The sequence below is a fragment of the Arcticibacterium sp. SM2516 genome (assembly GCF_057914865.1).
In genome coordinates, this window is record NZ_CP195290.1 from 3,998,820 (window position 1) to 4,018,535 (window position 19,716).

Consider the following 19,716-nt stretch of genomic DNA (forward strand, 5'->3'; position numbering starts at 1 on the left):
TTATAAAGTTTCAAATTAGAACTTTTTAAGGAAAACAATAGTACAATACGAGACATTTTAAGTCTAATCTCAAGGCTCTTAAGAATAGAAAAAGAATCATTTAATAACTTATAATTCCTAATAAAACTCTTACAATGAAAAACATCGCTATACTACTGGCTATCGCTGGCCTTATTACTGCTTGCAGTACATCTACAAAAGAATCAACTGAAGAAAAAGAAGTAGTTAATGCAGACTTTCAGTCAATCATTGATTCCTCGCTTATTAATGGCTCCGTCTTAATATATGACGCTATTAAAAGCACTTACCACTCAAACGATTTTAAATGGGCTAAGACTGGTTTCATTCCTGCCTCTACTTTTAAAATAGCTAATTCTATCAATGCCTTGGAAAATGGAATTGTCAAAAATGAAAGCTCTATGTTTTATTGGGATGGCGAACCTAAGTTTTTAAAATCTTGGGAGCAAGACATGAATTTCTATCATGCTTATCAACGGTCTTGTGTACCTTGTTACCAAGAAATTGCCAGAAAAACTGGTGCCGAAAAAATGCATACTACCTTGGATAAAATCGGTTACTCAGGGATGGTTTTTGATAGTACAAATGTTGACAATTTCTGGCTAGAAGGAGAGTCCAAAATATCACAATTTGAATACATTGACTTTCTAAGGAGGCTTGCCAATAAAGAACTACCAATTTCCGAGCATAGTTATACGATTATGGACAAAATCATGTTACTAAAAGAAACTGGGGCCTATAAACTTTATGGAAAAACGGGTTGGGCTGTGCAAAACGAAAACAATATTGGTTGGTTTGTGGGATTTGCCCAAACAAAAGACAATACCTATTTCTTAGCAACTAATGTAGCTCCAACCGAAGCTTTCAACATGGATGATTTTGGACGTATCAGAATGGAAGTATCTTTAAAAGCATTAGAAGGTTTAATTTCTAATGCTTTTAAAAAATGAATTTGCTAGGGTGTAGTTCTTGATTTAGTTTTCTTAAATATCACAGGTACACAAACATTGCTAACACTTTGGCAGTCGCAGTCTTCTGCAATGATAAACGGACAACAGTTTCCATCCAGACAGGCTTCTCCATTAATCAACACCGTATAGACCCCTGCTTCTAGAGCATTATATGTACTAGACTCAGCTCCTATAATGTTTTCGCCATTCCTTTGCCATTGGTAAGTGGCATATCCAGTTGGTACATTCAAGACGTAGTTCACTGTTTTTTCACTGCAAAGTTTCAAAACTGGACTCAAACAAGCTGAATCATAATCATCTTCTGTTACTACACCATTGCCTGGTTCTGAATCTGGGTCAAACTGGTCACTAGTCGTTATCTCAGCTACGTTAATAAACTCTTTTGCCGCACCGGTCGGAATTCTAACGATGGCTGTGAATGTGAATGTGCTGTCGGCTCCTGCTTTTAAGGTATCGATGCTCCACGTGATGCTGTCGTTTTGGTAGGTTCCGCCTCCGGTGATGTTGGCTATGCCGCTATAACCTATCGGTAGGTAATCTTCTAATTCTACATTGGTCGCTGCGTCTGGTCCTGCATTGCTCACTTGTATCGTGAACGTTACCTGGTCGCCCACATTTGGTGTATTATTATTGACCGTTTTTGTTAGGCTTAAATCGGCTACTTGCTGATTGATATTTGCACTTGCTTCATCGTCTTCGCTTTGGTCGCCATCGTCATTGTCTGGTGTACTGTCACCATCATATTGGTCAACTTTTGTGACTTGTGTTGTATTCTTATACTCATTTGCTGTTCCCGTTGGACTCTTCACTATTGCGGTGAATGTCAGCGTGCTGTCGGCTCCTGCTTTTAAGGTATCGATGCTCCACGTGATGCTGTCGTTTTGGTAGGTTCCGCCTCCGGTGATGTTGGCTATGCCGCTATAACCTATCGGTAGGTAATCTTCTAATTCTACATTGGTCGCTGCGTCTGGTCCTGCATTGCTCACTTGTATCGTGAACGTTACCTGGTCGCCCACATTTGGTGTATTATTATTGACCGTTTTTGTTAGGCTTAAATCGGCTACTTGCTGATTGATATTTGCACTTGCTTCATCGTCTTCGCTTTGGTCGCCATCGTCATTGTCTGGTGTACTGTCACCATCATATTGGTCAACTTTTGTGACTTGTGTTGTATTCTTATACTCATTCGCTGTTCCCGTTGGACTCTTCACTATTGCGGTGAATGTCAGCGTGCTGTCGGCTCCTGCTTTTAAGGTATCGATGCTCCACGTGATGCTGTCGTTTTGGTAGGTTCCGCCTCCGGTGATGTTGGCTATGCCGCTATAACCTATCGGTAGGTAATCTTCTAATTCTACATTGGTCGCTGCGTCTGGTCCTGCATTGCTCACTTGTATCGTGAACGTTACCTGGTCGCCCACATTTGGTGTATTATTATTGACCGTTTTTGTTAGGCTTAAATCGGCTACTTGCTGATTGATATTTGCACTTGCTTCATCGTCTTCGCTTTGGTCGCCATCGTCATTGTCTGGTGTACTGTCACCATCATATTGGTCAACTTTTGTGACTTGTGTTGTATTCTTATACTCATTCGCTGTTCCCGTTGGACTCTTCACTATTGCGGTGAATGTCAGCGTGCTGTCGGCTCCTGCTTTTAAGGTATCGATGCTCCACGTGATGCTGTCGTTTTGGTAGGTTCCGCCTCCGGTGATGTTGGCTATGCCGCTATAACCTATCGGTAGGTAATCTTCTAATTCTACATTGGTCGCTGCGTCTGGTCCTGCATTGCTCACTTGTATCGTGAACGTTACCTGGTCGCCCACATTTGGTGTATTATTATTGACCGTTTTTGTTAGGCTTAAATCGGCTACTTGCTGATTGATATTTGCACTTGCTTCATCGTCTTCGCTTTGGTCGCCATCGTCATTGTCTGGTGTACTATCTGAATCAAACTGGTCTACTTTCGTTACCTGCGTTGTATTCTTATACTCATTTGCTGTTCCTGTTGGACTCTTCACTATTGCGGTGAATGTCAGCGTGCTGTCGGCTCCTGCTTTTAAGGTATCGATGCTCCACGTGATGCTGTCGTTTTGGTAGGTTCCGCCTCCGGTGATGTTGGCTATGCCGCTATAACCTATCGGTAGGTAATCTTCTAATTCTACATTGGTCGCTGCGTCTGGTCCTGCATTGCTCACTTGTATCGTGAACGTTACCTGCTCGCCCACATTTGGTGTATTATTATTGACCGTTTTTGTTAGGCTTAAATCGGCTACTTGCTGATTGATATTTGCACTTGCTTCATCGTCTTCGCTTTGGTCGCCATCGTCATTGTCTGGTGTACTATCTGAATCAAACTGGTCTACTTTCGTTACCTGCGTTGTATTCTTATACTCATTTGCTGTTCCTGTTGGACTCTTCACTATTGCGGTGAATGTCAGCGTGCTGTCGGCTCCTGCTTTTAAGGTATCGATGCTCCACGTGATGCTGTCGTTTTGGTAGGTTCCGCCTCCGGTGATGTTGGCTATGCCGCTATAACCTATCGGTAGGTAATCTTCTAATTCTACATTGGTCGCTGCGTCTGGTCCTGCATTGCTCACTTGTATCGTGAACGTTACCTGCTCGCCCACATTTGGTGTATTATTATTGACCGTTTTTGTTAGGCTTAAATCGGCTACTTGCTGATTGATATTTGCACTTGCTTCATCGTCTTCGCTTTGGTCGCCATCGTCATTGTCTGGTGTACTGTCACCATCATATTGGTCAACTTTTGTGACTTGTGTTGTATTCTTATACTCATTTGCTGTTCCCGTTGGACTCTTCACTATTGCGGTGAATGTCAGCGTGCTGTCGGCTCCTGCTTTTAAGGTATCGATGCTCCACGTGATGCTGTCGTTTTGGTAGGTTCCGCCTCCGGTGATGTTGGCTATGCCGCTATAACCTATCGGTAGGTAATCTTCTAATTCTACATTGGTCGCTGCGTCTGGTCCTGCATTGCTCACTTGTATCGTGAACGTTACCTGGTCGCCCACATTTGGTGTATTATTATTGACCGTTTTTGTTAGGCTTAAATCGGCTACTTGCTGATTGATATTTGCACTTGCTTCATCGTCTTCGCTTTGGTCGCCATCGTCATTGTCTGGTGTACTGTCACCATCATATTGGTCAACTTTTGTGACTTGTGTTGTATTCTTATACTCATTTGCTGTTCCCGTTGGACTCTTCACTATTGCGGTGAATGTCAGCGTGCTGTCGGCTCCTGCTTTTAAGGTATCGATGCTCCACGTGATGCTGTCGTTTTGGTAGGTTCCGCCTCCGGTGATGTTGGCTATGCCGCTATAACCTATCGGTAGGTAATCTTCTAATTCTACATTGGTCGCTGCGTCTGGTCCTGCATTGCTCACTTGTATCGTGAACGTTACCTGCTCGCCCACATTTGGTGTATTATTATTGACCGTTTTTGTTAGGCTTAAATCGGCTACTTGCTGATTGATATTTGCACTTGCTTCATCGTCTTCGCTTTGGTCGCCATCGTCATTGTCTGGTGTACTGTCACCATCATATTGGTCAACTTTTGTGACTTGTGTTGTATTCTTATACTCATTCGCTGTTCCCGTTGGACTCTTCACTATTGCGGTGAATGTCAGCGTGCTGTCGGCTCCTGCTTTTAAGGTATCGATGCTCCACGTGATGCTGTCGTTTTGGTAGGTTCCGCCTCCGGTGATGTTGGCTATGCCGCTATAACCTATCGGTAGGTAATCTTCTAATTCTACATTGGTCGCTGCGTCTGGTCCTGCATTGCTCACTTGTATCGTGAACGTTACCTGGTCGCCCACATTTGGTGTATTATTATTGACCGTTTTTGTTAGGCTTAAATCGGCTACTTGCTGATTGATATTTGCACTTGCTTCATCGTCTTCGCTTTGGTCGCCATCGTCATTGTCTGGTGTACTGTCACCATCATATTGGTCAACTTTTGTGACTTGTGTTGTATTCTTATACTCATTCGCTGTTCCCGTTGGACTCTTCACTATTGCGGTGAATGTCAGCGTGCTGTCGGCTCCTGCTTTTAAGGTATCGATGCTCCACGTGATGCTGTCGTTTTGGTAGGTTCCGCCTCCGGTGATGTTGGCTATGCCGCTATAACCTATCGGTAGGTAATCTTCTAATTCTACATTGGTCGCTGCGTCTGGTCCTGCATTGCTCACTTGTATCGTGAACGTTACCTGCTCGCCCACATTTGGTGTATTATTATTGACCGTTTTTGTTAGGCTTAAATCGGCTACTTGCTGATTGATATTTGCACTTGCTTCATCGTCTTCGCTTTGGTCGCCATCGTCATTGTCTGGTGTACTATCTGAATCAAACTGGTCTACTTTCGTTACCTGCGTTGTATTCTTATACTCATTTGCTGTTCCTGTTGGACTCTTCACTATTGCGGTGAATGTCAGCGTGCTGTCGGCTCCTGCTTTTAAGGTATCGATGCTCCACGTGATGCTGTCGTTTTGGTAGGTTCCGCCTCCGGTGATGTTGGCTATGCCGCTATAACCTATCGGTAGGTAATCTTCTAATTCTACATTGGTCGCTGCGTCTGGTCCTGCATTGCTCACTTGTATCGTGAACGTTACCTGCTCGCCCACATTTGGTGTATTATTATTGACCGTTTTTGTTAGGCTTAAATCGGCTACTTGCTGATTGATATTTGCACTTGCTTCATCGTCTTCGCTTTGGTCGCCATCGTCATTGTCTGGTGTACTGTCACCATCATATTGGTCAACTTTTGTGACTTGTGTTGTATTCTTATACTCATTTGCTGTTCCCGTTGGACTCTTCACTATTGCGGTGAATGTCAGCGTGCTGTCGGCTCCTGCTTTTAAGGTATCGATGCTCCACGTGATGCTGTCGTTTTGGTAGGTTCCGCCTCCGGTGATGTTGGCTATGCCGCTATAACCTATCGGTAGGTAATCTTCTAATTCTACATTGGTCGCTGCGTCTGGTCCTGCATTGCTCACTTGTATCGTGAACGTTACCTGCTCGCCCACATTTGGTGTATTATTATTGACCGTTTTTGTTAGGCTTAAATCGGCTACTTGCTGATTGATATTTGCACTTGCTTCATCGTCTTCGCTTTGGTCGCCATCGTCATTGTCTGGTGTACTGTCACCATCATATTGGTCAACTTTTGTGACTTGTGTTGTATTCTTATACTCATTTGCTGTTCCCGTTGGACTCTTCACTATTGCGGTGAATGTCAGCGTGCTGTCGGCTCCTGCTTTTAAGGTATCGATGCTCCACGTGATGCTGTCGTTTTGGTAGGTTCCGCCTCCGGTGATGTTGGCTATGCCGCTATAACCTATCGGTAGGTAATCTTCTAATTCTACATTGGTCGCTGCGTCTGGTCCTGCATTGCTCACTTGTATCGTGAACGTTACCTGCTCGCCCACATTTGGTGTATTATTATTGACCGTTTTTGTTAGGCTTAAATCGGCTACTTGCTGATTGATATTTGCACTTGCTTCATCGTCTTCGCTTTGGTCGCCATCGTCATTGTCTGGTGTACTGTCACCATCATATTGGTCAACTTTTGTGACTTGTGTTGTATTCTTATACTCATTTGCTGTTCCCGTTGGACTCTTCACTATTGCGGTGAATGTCAGCGTGCTGTCGGCTCCTGCTTTTAAGGTATCGATGCTCCACGTGATGCTGTCGTTTTGGTAGGTTCCGCCTCCGGTGATGTTGGCTATGCCGCTATAACCTATCGGTAGGTAATCTTCTAATTCTACATTGGTCGCTGCGTCTGGTCCTGCATTGCTCACTTGTATCGTGAACGTTACCTGCTCGCCCACATTTGGTGTATTATTATTGACCGTTTTTGTTAGGCTTAAATCGGCTACTTGCTGATTGATATTTGCACTTGCTTCATCGTCTTCGCTTTGGTCGCCATCGTCATTGTCTGGTGTACTGTCACCATCATATTGGTCAACTTTTGTGACTTGTGTTGTATTCTTATACTCATTTGCTGTTCCCGTTGGACTCTTCACTATTGCGGTGAATGTCAGCGTGCTGTCGGCTCCTGCTTTTAAGGTATCGATGCTCCACGTGATGCTGTCGTTTTGGTAGGTTCCGCCTCCGGTGATGTTGGCTATGCCGCTATAACCTATCGGTAGGTAATCTTCTAATTCTACATTGGTCGCTGCGTCTGGTCCTGCATTGCTCACTTGTATCGTGAACGTTACCTGCTCGCCCACATTTGGTGTATTATTATTGACCGTTTTTGTTAGGCTTAAATCGGCTACTTGCTGATTGATATTTGCACTTGCTTCATCGTCTTCGCTTTGGTCGCCATCGTCATTGTCTGGTGTACTGTCACCATCATATTGGTCAACTTTTGTGACTTGTGTTGTATTCTTATACTCATTCGCTGTTCCCGTTGGACTCTTCACTATTGCGGTGAATGTCAGCGTGCTGTCGGCTCCTGCTTTTAAGGTATCGATGCTCCACGTGATGCTGTCGTTTTGGTAGGTTCCGCCTCCGGTGATGTTGGCTATGCCGCTATAACCTATCGGTAGGTAATCTTCTAATTCTACATTGGTCGCTGCGTCTGGTCCTGCATTGCTCACTTGTATCGTGAACGTTACCTGCTCGCCCACATTTGGTGTATTATTATTGACCGTTTTTGTTAGGCTTAAATCGGCTACTTGCTGATTGATATTTGCACTTGCTTCATCGTCTTCGCTTTGGTCGCCATCGTCATTGTCTGGTGTACTGTCACCATCATATTGGTCAACTTTTGTGACTTGTGTTGTATTCTTATACTCATTCGCTGTTCCTGTTGGGGCGTTGACTTTTGCTGTGAAGGTCAAGCTTGAATCCTTTCCTACCGCTAACGTCGCGATGTTCCATTTGATGGTATCATTCAGATAAACTCCGCCGCCTGTGATATTGCCTATGGTGCTATAGCCTATCGGTAGATAATCGGCTAGTTTCACATTGGTGGCTATACTTGGACCTGCATTGTTCACTGTTATAGTAAACGTTACAATGTCGCCTACATTTGGTGTGTTATTGCTTACTGTTTTTGTCAAACTTAAATCGGCAGTACTAACTTTGGTAGAAGCCGTATCTGATTTATAAGGTGGCGTTTCACTGGTCTTAACATAGGCCGTATTGATTAAATCATTCCCACTTAACATATCCGCCGCAAGGACATTATGACTTATTAAATATGTGAAGGTTTCCCCGACATCTAATATTCCATTAGTTATTACGCTCTCCGTTGGTACTGGCAAAACCCCTGAAGCCCCTGTTGGTAGTGTATCTCTTACAGTTACATTTGTCAAACGGATATTTCCGGTATTAGAAATGACGATTGAATAATCAATTTGACTAGGTGTAACTATTGGGTTTTGTCCACCAATTTGTGTCTTTACAATTGATAAACTCGGTAGTTGACTTATATTCGTTTTAGCCGTATCTGACTTAGGAATAGGCAATTCCTTCGTAGTCACTACTCCTTTATTTATTATGGCATAACCAGAATCAATCTCTGCTTGAGATACATTGTAACTAATGGTATATGTAAATGTTTCACCGATATCTAGTATTGAATTACTCGGACTTAAACTCTCTGTCACAGCACTAAGTACTCCAATATTTCTATTTGGAAGTGTATCGCTAACCACTACATTGGTAAGTCTTTGATTTCCAGTATTTGTAATGACAATTTCATAACCTATTTGGCTTGGTGAAGTCAATGGAGATTGCCCACTAATTTGTGACTTTCGAATAGTCAAACCTGGCAATTTACTAATAGGCGTAAACACGCTATCAATTTCTGGCTCCGGCAATTCCGTCGTGGTTACTATACCATAATTAATTATTGTTTTTCCAGAATCAATATCGGCTTGGGTAACATTATAGTTAAATAAGTAAGTGAATGTTTCACCTATTTCCAAAATGCTATTCGTGGAAATACTTTCTACAAATGAAGTTAATGTACCAGAAGATCCGTTTGATAAAGTATCCACAAGGCTAACACTAGACAATGCTTCATTCCCTGTATTTTCTACTACAATTCTATAATTCAATACCCCAGGACTTGTTATCGGATTTTGACCGCTTATCTGAGTTTTATCAATTGTAAGAGAAGGACGCAAAATTATAGGAGTGCTACTCGAAGTATTATTGGATAAGTTTCGGTCTAATTGATTTCCGGAAATTTTTCCTTTATTGAGATACACACCTGTCTCCTTTACTTTTAGTATAAGATTTAAAGTTGCACTATCGCCAATGGCTAAGTTTCCAATAGTCCAGTTTGGATACGTGTATGAGCCTTTTGAACTAGATGAACTAACAAAAGTATATCCTGATGGAATAGAATCTACCACTGCCACGCCTGTCCCAGGACTAGGCCCTAAATTTTTAGCTACCAATTTAAACGTAATAGTATCTCCTACATGTGGTGTAGGTTTATTCACGGTTTTAACAATGGCCAAATCTGCCACTGGAATAGGATAAGTAATAGCCGTTGAGTCGTTATCGTCAGGATTTGGATCTGGTTGGCTACCGGCAATAATTGCTGTATTGACGTATGAACCAGTTGTATTTACCCTAGCCACAAAATTCATGGTTTCCGTTTGAGCATTTGCCATGTTACCAATAGACCATGTAGGGGCAATCCAAGTACCAGAACTTAAGGACACTGAAATCAAGCTATAGCCTGCTGGTATGTTATCTGAAACCTCCACGCCTGTAGCACTACCTGGTCCATTATTTATCGCTTTAATGGTAAAAGTAACTGTATCACCTACATAAGGGGTAGTATTATTAACCGTTTTAATTACTGCTAGATCGGCAACAGCTAAACCAAAATTATTGGCACAACTTCCTCCACCAGAGCCTGTAAAGGCTGCTGATCGTGTTCCTGTAGGAGAAGGCAAAGGCGTAGTTAAACTATATCCAGATGGGATTGGCTGTGCCAATCTCACAAGATAATTTGTTGCAACAGGGTTTTTGTATGTAATACTAACATTATCAAAATAGACAATATCGGCATTGTCCATACCTGATGAACCCGATGAAACCAATCTAACTGTAGTAACCGAAGACATATGTGCCGAAATGTCAAACGTTTCTGTACCTGTTTGGTTTCCGTCTGCTCCTGTTAACCTCTTCAATAAAGTCCAGCTAGAAGGAGCGGAAGTATTGGCTATCTGAATATCTACATAATCATTCACATCAAGATCTAGTCCTTGCTCAGTATATTTAATTGAAAGACTTGCAGATACTGCATTGATTAAATTGGCTGAACGATAAGCACCACTTACTAAATTAGCATTTGAACTTATTTTTAAACCGTTTGTATTAGTGATAGTCACATTGTTTTGACTAAAATCTCCAACGTCGCCAATTTTTGTCCAAGACGTAGTCCAATTTGAAGAGCCATTACTTTGATTCGCAGTCGTATTCGAATTAAACTGATCAAGATAGCTCCATGTAGTCGTTGGTGGGCTAATTACAAATTGATACAAACCGTTTGATGCTGTATTTTTAGTTTCGATCAAAGGTTCTCCAACATCAATTGTACCGTTTTTATTATTATCTTGGTAAAGGTTAACACTTACATTTGGAAAACCTGTTTCTCCATTATTAAAGACTCCATTGCTGTTTTTGTCTAAGAACACAGTACCGTTAACTACATTTTTATATGGTGTAGAAGCACAAGTAATGTTTACTGTTACCAAGCCAATATCGCATACTAGAGGGTCTTCTGCACTGCATACTTTGTATTCAAAAGTATTTGTACCTATAAACCCTGGATTTGGGGTATAGGTAACCGTTCCATTAGCATTTGCTAAAGTAGTCCCATTGGTTGGCTGTAGTAAAGGCCCTGCCGTTGTTACCGTATTTGCTTTTGGTTTTCCAACGATATCATTATTTAGAACACTAATGATAACGGGAGTATCAACACTTGTGTTTTTACTATCATCGCTTGCTATTAAATGAGCTAAAACCCCTAAATTATTGTCTTTTTCGCAAATTCCTAAAACATTAAAACTAGCTGTTTGTGTAGTAAGAGATGAAAGAGAATAAGCTCCATTAAAAGTAGAGGCATCTATTTTTGTTACGTAACAAATTGGTGGATTTTTCCAGTAGGTTAATTCTAAATTATCAATCCAGAAAAAATCATCTGTGGCTGTAGAACCATTGGTAATGAACTGTAAAGTGTTAATTCCATTGGCATTATAAGCATATAAAGGAAGTGTAATGTTATGATAATTTAAGTCTGTTCCTACACTACCTCCATCATTTAAGGTGAAAATAGTGGTACCATTCAGTGTTATAACTACCGTCTCACTTTGTCTGTTAAGAGCTTGTCTTCTATATGAAAATTTCAACTGAGCACCCAAAGCATCTGAAAAAGCTAGGGATCTGTTAATTCCATTACTGGCACCAGATAAGCGAATTGCATTTCCTAATCCTCCATAAGAAACATCTTTCATTATTCTTACGTCTCCCGCATTAATAACTCCATCGTCACCTACCTCTGTCCAAGAGCTACTCCATGCAATACCGCCATCGTTGCCTGTGAAGCTCGCAGTTGGATCAAAGTCGTCTTTGGCATTGTTTCCGTTTTTGGTACTAAAAGTATATTTACCATTTAAGTCGGAATAAACACTTTCTGTTATCCCTTCTCCACTATCTATCACGCCATTACAATTATTGTCTATATAAAGATCAACCTTAATGGCAGATACTCCAGCTTCGTTACTATAGGCCATGTCATCAGGTAAGGTTTCCATGAAAACTTTACCCGTTATAAGATTTTCTGTTGGCAATGCTAAACAATCTGAGATTCTAATTTTAACCAAAGCAACATCGCATATTCCTGGATATTCAATAGAACAAATTCTATATTCAAATTCATCTTGACCCTGATATCCTGTGTTTGGCGTATACGTAATACTACCATCTGGGTTTATCACTATAGAACCATGTGATGGAGGTAATAATCCTAAAGTAACTATAGAATTAGGATTTGGTGTACAAAGAAAGCCGTAATCATTCTTTTGAATGTCAATAATTACTGGCGTATCAGGCTCTGTATCTTTTTGATCATCATTGGCCACAATTAATTGCTGAAGACATCTAGGTTCCATTACATAACCAACGTCCATACCTGGTGTAGCAGTAGGTGCTCCATTAGGATTTTGTCCCCAGATAGCAGCTATTTTAGTTCCGTCACAGGTAAACACCGCCAATCCTGATTGATCATTGTCTGGGTCTAAAATCTTATATGATTGTAGTGCAGCAATAGGAACTGCTATATCAAAAGGCATCCCGCAAGGGCTTATAGAGGCTGTTTTGGATGTTAAATTTCCGTCGTACTTCACATATAGCGTGGTAGCCGTAGGAGCAGTAACCCAAACCGGATTATAGTTTCCAGACAAATCACTACTTCCAGGTGCCCATGCAATACTTGCAAATGAAGACAATCTTGCATCCGGTATCATGTTAAAAGACCAGTCATAAGATGAACCGTCATTGTCGGCGTCAAAAACAGCTACAGCCGTAAAGGCTTCTCCATTTCTACTTTTAAATTTATACCCAGCAGCTTGGCTCAAACTTAGATAAGCTTCCCCTTTGCCAGGAATTACGAAATTACCTGATGTACCTGTCCCTGCATTCCAATCAATAGTAATAGCGGCTGACAAGTTGTTCGTAAAAAAGGCATATACAGGAGCCGTACTTAACGTAGTATGTGCGGGAGAATAATATACATCCCCATAAAAATTACCTGGAAATAAGGCAAGGTTTCGGGTACCATAAGATGATATATCTCCAAAAATAACGTCGACACCAAAGTCCTTAGTTGAGGTCAAAATGGCACCTGACTTTATATCATTTGCGTTGTTCACATCTCCATTTACACCTGGAGTAGAAGCTGTTCCGTCATAAAACCAAACTTGTCCTTCATTCAAAACAGAAGATGTAACATCTACATTTCCGTCGCCATCGTAGTCTAAACTAATTATTGTACCGTCCTCGGAAGCTCGAGCAAAAACACCAGTATATTTAAAGGCCACTGTACTTCCTAAAGTATTATCCTCCCCAAATGGAATAACAAAGAACTTACCAAACCTGGTAACATCTACTACATTGGTTTTAACACTTTGAACGTCAAAATTATTGCTGCCAGAGGCAACTCCAGCATCACCTGATATTTTAGAGATGGCTACATCACTAGAACTTAATATTTTATCCTTACCATCATAGAATATTTCACTTGCGATTCTAGGGTTATAGTCAAATTGATTGTCAATAAGAATATATCCACCCGCTGGAATAACATCTGTAGGATAGCCCGGTGCCCATCCATTATTTACGTTTCCATCGCCCCATACTTCTGTAGTGCTTTGGCTTGGAATTGTTATATCTGTCTCATAACCATCTTCCCAATGGTCATAAGTAATTATATTCCCAGGATACGGTACTTTTATACTAAGCACTGTCCTTACCCTATTACTTAAATTACTCACATTACCTGCACTCCATAAGGCTTCTCTTAATTCATTTTTACTCTCTGGGAAAGGTAAATAGAACAATTTACTGTCCGTAGCTTCAGCACATGGGTCATTTACTCCTTCAGCAATAGTAACTGTTACAGTTGCTTGTGAACAACATAATGTAGAACCCGAAGAGCAAACGCTATAAGTGAAAGCATCTGTACCATGAAAACTACCATTAGGAAGGTATGTTATTTCTCCATTTGTACCCACTTGTAAAAAACCATTACTCGGCTGAACTACTATACTTACTTTAAGTGGATCTACATCTCCTAAATCATTGGCTAACACAGCAATAATTATTGGAGAGCCTTGTGTTCCCGACCCTGTATCATCATTGGCTTGAATAAAGATAGTATTTATTGTATGTCCATTTGATCTTGGCCCGTTACAACCTGTAGCAGTGGCAGTAATAGTAGACTGGCCTATCCAATTGGCTAAAAATGTAATTTCTCCTGTAGCGGTATTGATGGTATTTCCAAATGCTTTACTTACCGCATCCAAGTCATAGGTCATCCCCGTTGAATTAGTGGAAGTGGCTGTATAAATGAAGCTCCCAGAGGACTGACATCTAACTGACGAATTTCCTAAAGCAAATATAGGTAATCCTACAGTAGGCGTAACAGTTACAGTATGTGAAGAAGATTGAGGGCCATTACAGCCTTGAGCTACCACAACAATCGTAGAAGTGCCGCTCCATCCTGTCACATAAGAAACTAAACCAGTAGCTGAGTTAATTGTATTTCCTGCTACTAAACTAAGACCATCCAATGAATAAGTTAAAGATGTCGCGTTATTAGACGTAGCTCCATAACTTACACTTCCTGCACCTTGACACCTAGTAGAAGCACTGCCTAGAGCAAAGACTGGTTTTGTAACTGATGCCGTACTAGATATAGTATGGCTGGCCGTTTTTGGACCATAGCAACCATATGCAGTTGCGGTCACTGTTGTATTACCTACCCAGTTAGCCACATATGTAAGGTTACCTGTTGAAGAATTGATAGTATTACCTGCTGCAAAGCTAGTTCCATCAATGCCATAAACAATTGATGTAGAATAGTTTGCTGTTGCACTATAATTGACCGAATTCGCTCCTTGACATCTTGTTGAACTTCCTCCTAAAGCAAATATTGGTGTTTCTAATGTTTTAGCCGTGGTGGCTGTATGGTTTGTGCTTTTAGGGCCGCTACATCCTGTAACTGTTGCCGTAATAACGGACGACCCGCTCCATGACGCAAGGTACGTCACCTCACCTGTGGATGAATTAATTGAATTCCCGGCACCTAAACTTGTGGCATCTAAACTATAGATAAAACTAGTGTGATTTGAAGCAGTAGCAGTGTATGTAACAGAACCAGCCGCTTCACATCTAGAGCTACTTGCTCCCAATGTAAAAACTGGTGAGGTAACAGTAGGCTGTACAGTAACGGTATGTGTTGCAGTTAAAGGGCCTGAGCAACCTTGTGCTGTAGCAGTAATTATTGTAGTGCCACTCCAGCCAGCAGCATAACTTAAATTACCTGAACTTGAATTTATTGAATTTCCTGCCGAGGAGCTCGCAGCATCTATACTATAAGATATGCTCGTAGCATTTTCTGCAGTAGCTGAATAGGAAACGTTTCCACTTCCCTGACATCTGGTAGAACTTCCACCAGCTGCATAAATTGGGGTTTCCACCAGTTTATTAGTAGTAACTGTATGAGTGGATTCTTTAGGCCCATTACATCCCGTGGCTGTGGCAGTAATAGTTGAAACGCCATTCCATCCCGAAATGAATGTTACACTTCCGTTAGTTGCATTAATGGTATTTCCAGCACCCAAACTAACTGCATCTAATTCGAAAGTTAATGATGTAGAATTACTGGCTGTGGCAGAATAAGAAACTGTTCCAGCACTTTGACATCGGCTTGAACTTGATCCAGAGCTAAAAACGGGTGTTCCTACCGTTGGACCAACTGTTACCGTATGTGTTGATGTTTTGGGTCCATCACAGCCAGAAGCACTTGCTGTAATGATGGTAGTACCAGACCACCCATTTGTAAACGTAACATCCCCGGTACTTGAGTTGATTGTATTACCCGCTAAAATGCTTGTGAAATTAAGTGAATATGACATGCCAGTAGCATTTGCGGATGTTGCTGGATATGAAATAGTAGCTGCTCCTTGACATCTAGTAGATGAAGTACCCGATAAAAAAACAGGTGTAGTAACTGGAGGAGAAGAAGTGGCTGTATGTGTAGTAGTAACTGGCCCATTGCAACCCTCTGCAGTTGCCGTAATTATAGCATCGCCACTCCATGTTGAGGTATAATTAACTCTACCAGTTCCAGAATTTATCGTATTTCCAGCTAACAGGCTTATATTATCTAATGAATAAGTCAAACTAGTGGAATTTGCAGCACTTGCTGTATAGTTCACATTCCCATTACCTTGACATCTAACAGAACTTACTCCAGAAGAAAAAACGGGAGCTTGAACAGAAGCAATGGTAGTTACGGTATGTGTTGAACTTTTAGGCCCATTACATCCTGAAGCAGTAGCTGTAATCACAGAACTCCCAGAATAACCCGCAGCGAACGTAACTTCACCTGTAGAAATATTAATTGAATTACCTGCACTAGTACTACTGGCATCTAAGAAATATTGTATACTTGTGGCATTTGAAGCTGTTGCCGAATAAGTTATTAATTGTGAGCCTTGACACCTAGATGAAGAACTTCCTGAACCGAAGACAGGGGTAGTCACAGATGCCGAAATGGTGACTTCATGTTGCGAGCTTACTGGCCCATTACATCCTGATGCAGTGGCGGTTATTGTAGAAATTCCCGTCCATCCTGCAGCGTACGAAACAGAACCTGTTGAAGTATTAATTGAGTTACCTGAAGATAAACTGGTAGCATCTAAAGAATAGCTAATTCCCGTAGAATTAACTGCCGTGGCTGAGTAAGAAACGCTCCCACTTCCTTGACATCTGGTAGAACTTATACCTAATGCAAATATTGGAGCCTCCACAGTTCCATTAGATGTAACTGTATGTGTAGCAGTGACAGGCCCATTACATCCTGTGGCCGTTGCGGTTATGACAGAACTTCCAGTAAATCCAGCTGTGAAAGTAACTGCTCCAAAGGAGGTATTGATGGTATTACCTGCAGTTATACTAGCTGCATCTAAGCCATAACTAATGCCAGTTGAATTAGCTGCTGTAGCAGTGTAAGTTATACTTCCGGCACCTTGACATCTAGTAGAGCTTAAGCCCGATGCAAATATAGGTGTCGCAACGGAAGGTGTTATAGTGACTGTATGTGTGGCCGATAAAGGACCATTACATCCTGTGGCAGTAGCTGTTATAGTAGAAGTTCCACTCCAGCCTGAAATGAAAGAAACCGCACCATTGGATGTATTGATTGAATTTCCTGCTGATGTACTTGTTCCATCTAAAGCATATGTAATTCCCGTGGCGTTACTAGCAGTGGCTGAATAGGTGACACTTCCAGCTCCCTGGCATCTAGTGGATGTAGCCCCAGATGCAAATACAGGTGTTGTTACAGATGCTGTGGTAGATACACTATGAGTTGCACTTTGAGGGCCATTACAGCCCGTGGCTGTGGCAGTAATAGTAGATAAACCGGTATATCCAGCAATAAAAGTAACTGCTCCAGAGGTGGTATTGATGGTATTACCTGCGGTTATACTAGCTGCATCTAAGCCATAACTAATGCCAGTAGAATTAGCTGCTGTAGCAGTGTAAGTTATACTTCCGGCACCTTGACATCTAGTAGAGCTTAAGCCCGATGCAAATATAGGTGTAGCAACGGAAGGTGTTACAGTGACTGTATGTGTGGCCGATAAAGGACCATTACATCCTGTGGCAGTAGCCGTTATGGTAGAAGTACCACTCCAGCCTGAAAAGAAAGAAACCACACCATTGGATGTATTAATTGAATTTCCTGCTGATGTACTTGTTCCATCTAAAGAATATGTAATTCCTGTGGCGTTATTAGCAGTGGCTGAAAAGCTGACACTTCCAACTCCCTGACATCTAGTGGATGTAGCCCCAGATGCAAATACAGGTGTTGTCACCGATGCTGTGGTGGTAACCGTATGTGTTGCACTTTTGGGCCCATCACAACCAGTAACTGTAACTGTGATTACAGAATTTCCAGAATAACCCGCTAAGAAAGTTACTACGCCATTAGCAGGATTAATTGAATTCCCTGCTATTGAACTACTTGCATCCAATGCATAAGAAATTCCAGAAGCATTATTTGCCGTAGCTGTATAGGTAACATTTCCAGCTCCTTGACATCTAGTGGAAGTAGCTCCTGAAACAAATACGGGTGTGGTTACAGGTGCATTAGTGGTAATGGTGTGGGTTGCACTTGTAGAACTCGGGCAGCCCGATGCAGCGACAGTGACAACCGAAGTTCCTGAAAAACCTGCAATAAAAGTAACTTCTCCTGAGACAGAATTGATTGAATTTCCTGCTAATGAACTAGATGCATCCAAAGTGTACGTAATTCCTGTGGAGTTATTCGCAGTAGCAGTATAGGTTATATTTTCTGCAGCTTGACATCTAGACGAAGTGGCTCCAGAAGAAAAAACGGGTGTAGATACGGGTGCATTAGTAGTGACAGTATGTGTAGAACTCAATGGTCCACCGCAACCTGTTGCTTTTGCTGTAATAGTGGATGTGCCCGTCCAGTTGGCATCATATGTTACTGTTCCAGTAAGTGAATCAATGCTATTGCTACCCGAAATACTCGTGGCATCTAAATAATACTTTATAGAAGAGGAATTAGTGGCAGTGGCTGTATACGTCACATCACCTGCTCCTTGACATCGAGAAGAACTTCCGCCTAATGAAAAAACTGGGGCTAGTACTGTACCTGTACAATTTTGATTTAATGAAACCGCCATCATCGCCCAATCACTTACTTGGGTGCTAGTACTTGATACGCCAACGGAAGTGTTCCCTAACTTTGAACTTAATGCTCCCACCACTACACCATTAACACCAAAATTCCAAAGCCCAGATTGTCCTGAGCCCAGTGTTAGGTTATTATCGCTATTAGCAAAAGAAACTAGACTTAATACCAAGTCATTGGTAGTAGAATTTATGGTGGTACCAGCCGTATTTGAATTTCCATCAACAAAGCTTAAATTACTAAATGGAGAAGAAAGGTTAACACCGATAAAAGTTGAAACGCCTATTGCAGCATAATCGTTACCTGTTGAAGTCACCTCAACATTAAAAGAGCCAACGTTAGGGTTTGTCAAATACCATAATTCCACTCTCCCGCTAGTGCTATGTGCATATAAACCCAGCTTTGTGAAAGAAGCCCCATTGTAAGTGATTGTACTAATTGATTCCGTTATGGAAGCTCCTGAAACTCCTACCAGCATTAGTTGGTCGGTTCCGCCTGCATTGGCATAAGAAATAGAAACAGCAGACGTGTTTTTTAAGGAGTCTGATTTCACAGGACCTCCAATAATCTGAGCGGAAAGCCCGAGAACATTAAAAAATGTTGAAAGCAAAATCAGGAAGCCAATAAACCTTTGTTTTATCGACAACTTCTTTACTAATCCCTTTGCGTAAATATTTTCCATCCAGTTGATTAAATATGCCATTCTAAGTGTTTTACGAAAAGCTTCATCTCTGATTTGTTAGTTTTCTTTTTTGTTTCCTTCAAAAAAAACAATGGTAACTAATTGGAATAAAGCAGCTTTCATACATAAAAACAGTTAGTTTTTATAGTCAATATGATAGTTGACAAAAACTATACCATATAGTTAGGTAGCAAATGAGACCGAAGGCACGTTCACTGTAGAAAATTCCAAAATTATCAGCATCTACTCTTGGAGGTAAATCAAAAAATAATTGACATTAAACACTAACTATCAGAAGCTTAAAGAAAGAAAAATCACTAAACGAGTTCCCAAGAAAAAATCACCTATAAGGAAGGCTCTGGCTTGGGAAAAACAAATATCAAAAGGGTATTTTCAATAGACTAAACCGGCAAATTGTAGAGCCCCCTGCGGTAAAGGTTATACTTAAGTTTATTAATTTATGGTGTCGTTTTTACTAATAGTCAATTGGTACTTAGCTAGATGAACTGACAACTCGCATCGCTATTTTTACGCAAACAACCGTCAATAAATTAGCT

The 19,716-nt window shown here is 41.3% G+C and carries 2 protein-coding genes; one reads left to right on the forward strand and one right to left on the reverse strand.

From position 1 onward, the window contains the following. Positions 1–134: 134 nt before the first annotated feature. Positions 135–968, forward strand: coding sequence for a penicillin-binding transpeptidase domain-containing protein (locus ACSBFT_RS16530; RefSeq protein WP_489601538.1), 834 nt, complete (start codon positions 135–137; stop codon positions 966–968). A gap of 5 nt (positions 969–973) precedes the next feature. On the opposite strand, the gene ACSBFT_RS16535 is transcribed toward ACSBFT_RS16530, so the two are convergent. Beyond that, positions 974–19,180: a DUF7507 domain-containing protein gene (locus ACSBFT_RS16535; RefSeq protein WP_489601540.1), complete on the reverse strand. Its 18,207-nt coding sequence runs from the start codon at positions 19,178–19,180 to the stop codon at positions 974–976. Positions 19,181–19,716: the final 536 nt, after the last annotated feature.